Genomic DNA, 3,432 nt, shown 5'->3' with positions numbered 1-3,432 from the left:
CATGTAGGGCAGGGGAAGAGGTGTCCGTTCATATTGCTGCTCTGAACGATCGTCAATTGATCGGTCTCGGCATATGCACCTTTGAGAGGGCATATGGTAAGGGCGAAAAGAAGCATTGCTGACACCAGGATAAACTTTCGTATAAGCCTTGATACTCTGTTTAATGTATCCTGTCTTTTTGTTGATTGCATATTCATTCCCCATTCTTATTCAATCTATATTTTCCACGAGGACACATACTATTAAGAAGACATATCACGTCGCTTCATGAGAATTGTTGTTTACAGGGCAACAAAGGAGACCTGTCGCTTCGCATGCCCGTGTCTCGAATTGCAGAACAGGATGATCGATTGTAAAACGCGAAAGAAGCATTTTCCGGATCTGAGCGGCAATCTCATCAACCTTACTCAACATCTGGTCCATAACGACGATATGGGCAACCAGAGCCACACCCTCAGATGAAATGTTCCAGACATGGAGATGGTGTATTTCCTCTACACCGTCTACTGCCTCTATTTCCTGCTGTATGGCCTGAAGATCAATGCCCGGCGGTGTGGCATTCATGAGAATCCCGAATGCATCTTTTAAAATGCCCCATCCGTTGTACAGTATCAAAGCCACTATGACCCACGAGATGATAGGATCAAGCCAGAACCATGGTTTGAACATCCATATGATGCCGAGAATGAGCACCCCGAGGGAGAATAAAGTATCGGTCAACATATGGATGAAAGCGCTCCGTATATTAAGATTTCCCCCGGCCCCCGGTCGCAGCATCAATGTCGAGATCATATTTGCCAGGAAAGCAATGGAGGCAATCCATATAACAAGATGACCCTGGATAGGACGTGGATTCCAGAGACGGTTCCATCCCTCAATGGCAATATAGAGGCCTGCTCCGAAAAGCAAGGCTACATTAAACACAGCCGCAAAGACCTCCATGCGCTTGTAGCCAAAGGTATGCCTCAGCGACGGTTCGCGTTGTCCGATGCGAAGGGCTGAATAGCTGATCAATACGGCCGTAAAATCACTCAGATTGTGGAGGGCGTCGCTTATCAGGGCCATACTCCCGGACACGATTCCCCCATAGATCTGAACGGCCGGGATGATCAGGTTCATGACCATGGTGGCTATGAGGCGCCTGCCCCATGATATTTCGTGATTATGTAACATCAATGAAAGCTCTCATTGTACGTTCTATCCTGTTATCAGTAATACCTGTCTATTGATGTATTCAGCCACGTTCCGGGAAACGGATTCCCGGAGAATCTCTTCTATACAAAAAACACTGACCAAAAAGTAAGGGGGATATACGTTGTATAAACCACTCTCTTTCCATAAGGCAACCGGTTATTTTTTTCAGTCCCTAAGCCGTGTGAACTAAAGCAACCGATGTTGCCGTGCTCATTCGAGAAGTTTATAATTGATTGTATCATTGTCAAGGGAAAATGACGCGATTTTTGTGCCCGTTAAGGGAAAAATCATCACTCAGATTTGTTTACCCGTTGACGACTCTAAAATTGAACTTTATAATATTCGGTAACTACATAAACAAAGGGTAGGCGAATTGATGCACGAACCATCTTATCTGAAATTGTACAGGGAGGGAAAACTGCAGGATCGTATCGATCAGGCGGTAAAGCTGATGAAGGACTGCACTTTGTGCCCAAGGGAATGCCATGTTGATAGATTGTCCGGGGAACTCGGCTTTTGCCGCACGGGGGAAAAGGCCAAAGTCGCAAGCCTGCATGCCCACTTCGGGGAAGAAGCCCCTCTTGTGGGAGATTCCGGTTCCGGCACTATCTTTTTCCGATCCTGTAATCTCCTGTGCTCCTTCTGTCAGAACTATGATATCAGTCACAATGCCGAAGGCGGAGAAGTAGAACCGAAAGATCTGGCGGTGATGATGCTTTCCTTGCAGCGGCGGGGATGTCATAATATTAACTTTGTAACTCCGTCCCACGTGGTGTCCCAGATACTCCAGGGACTCTCCATCGCCGTCGGACAAGGGCTTCACGTGCCGCTGGTCTATAACACAGGCGGATACGATAAAGTTGAAACGTTGAAGATTCTGGATGGTATCTTTGACATCTATATGCCGGATTTCAAGTTCTGGGAGGAAAGGTGGACGGAGAAGTTCTGTAATGCGCCTGATTATAGAAAAATAGTCGTAGCCGCCATAAAAGAGATGCACCGTCAGGTAGGGGATCTTGTTGTCGATGAATCAGGGATAGCCGTGAAGGGGTTGCTGGTGCGCCATTTAGTCATGCCGAACAATGCGGCAAATACCAGGGAGATCATGGAATTTCTGGCCGAAAAAATATCAAAAGATACTTACGTAAATGTAATGGATCAGTACCATCCCTGCGGGAAGGCAACGTTGGACCCCGTAATCAATCGCCGTCTTACCAGGACGGAATATGCCGAAGCCGTCCGCCGCACCAGAGACGCAGGCCTTCACAGACTGGATTCCTGGCGCTGAAGAAGTAACCCGAGAGCCAATTTGAGAAAAACGCGCGTAACGAAAGACCACATCGGGACGGTCAGCTTTTCTTGTTTTGCAGGTAGTCTCTCATCCCTTTGATGCTGTTGACGGAAAAAATCTTTTCCCGGGACTGCACATCTTTAGGAAGGGTGCGGTAGGTGGATAACCCCCTGTCATTTTTCAGCAGGTCCGCGTAAACGCTTTCCTCGAAAGGATCGCTTCCCATCCGATGGTGTTTCTCCACTGTAGCGAGCCAGTTGTCCAATTGATTGAGCGCCGTATCGAACACATTCCTCACGTCCTGCCGATAACCGTAATGGCCGAAACATACATGGGAAACATTGAGGGAAGCGGCCTTTTCCAGGGAATTACGGTAAATCTCGTAGCTGAAGGGAGGCGGTGTCGCGATGCGCAGATATAGTCCCTGGTCCAGGGGATAGTTTATTCCCGCCGCTTCTCCCAGAAATAAGAGATTCCCTATCTGATAGCAGAGGTGGCTCGGTGCATGACCCGGAGTTTCGAAGATGTTGATTGTGACACCGCCTGCCTCGATCGGATTCTTATAGCTGATGTTTTTTTCGGGAATCGCGGCAATTTCTCCGTACACGTCTGCAACTTTTCCCAGGAAGCTGCGGGAGCCTTCCCAGAGCTTTGCAGGATCAACCATGTGGCGAATCCCCTTGGGATGGCAGATGACCATGGCATCCGGATAATGATCTACCAAAAGCCCCGCGCCTCCCGCATGGTCAATGTGTATATGCGTGAGGAGGATATAATCGAGCTTTTTCACGGCGAGTTCCTTTAATGCCTTAACGAGAACGGGAATGGTGGAGCGGGGACCCGGATCGACGAGGACAGTCAGGCCGTCCCGAATGTATATCCAGCTGTTGAGGAAATTGTAAAATCCCTCCAGAGGCTGGTCCAGATCCACAATGTAAAGATTTTTC

Annotated in this window: 3 protein-coding genes; 1 reads left to right on the top strand and 2 read right to left on the bottom strand. The window is 48.3% G+C overall.

The annotated features are described in order from the left end of the window. Positions 1-255: 255 nt before the first annotated feature. On the bottom strand, positions 256-1,173 hold the full coding sequence (locus NTW12_15000) for a cation diffusion facilitator family transporter (GenBank protein MCX5847638.1): 918 nt from the start codon (positions 1,171-1,173) through the stop codon (positions 256-258). Between the two features lie 397 nt (positions 1,174-1,570). On the opposite strand from NTW12_15000, the gene NTW12_14995 reads away from it, so the two are divergent. Next, positions 1,571-2,482: a radical SAM protein gene (locus NTW12_14995; protein MCX5847637.1), complete on the top strand. Its 912-nt coding sequence runs from the start codon at positions 1,571-1,573 to the stop codon at positions 2,480-2,482. 61 nt (positions 2,483-2,543) lie between these two features. Here the strand turns inward: NTW12_14995 and NTW12_14990 are convergent. Next, positions 2,544-3,432, bottom strand: an 889-nt coding sequence (locus tag NTW12_14990) for an MBL fold metallo-hydrolase (GenBank protein MCX5847636.1), incomplete at its 5' end; no start/stop codon positions are given.

The organism is Deltaproteobacteria bacterium (assembly GCA_026388545.1).
In the GTDB taxonomy this organism is placed as follows: Bacteria; Desulfobacterota; Syntrophia; order Syntrophales; family UBA2185; genus JAPLJS01.
Note: the sequence above shows the minus strand (reverse complement) of the source record. Positions and strands in the feature narration are given on the sequence as shown.

Excerpts from the sequence above, each read along its gene's own strand:
- NTW12_15000 (MCX5847638.1), bottom strand. The coding sequence starts at position 1,173 with ATGTTACATAATCACGAAATATCATGGGGCAGGCGCCTCATAGCCACC.
- NTW12_14995 (MCX5847637.1), top strand. The coding sequence starts at position 1,571 with ATGCACGAACCATCTTATCTGAAATTGTACAGGGAGGGAAAACTGCAG.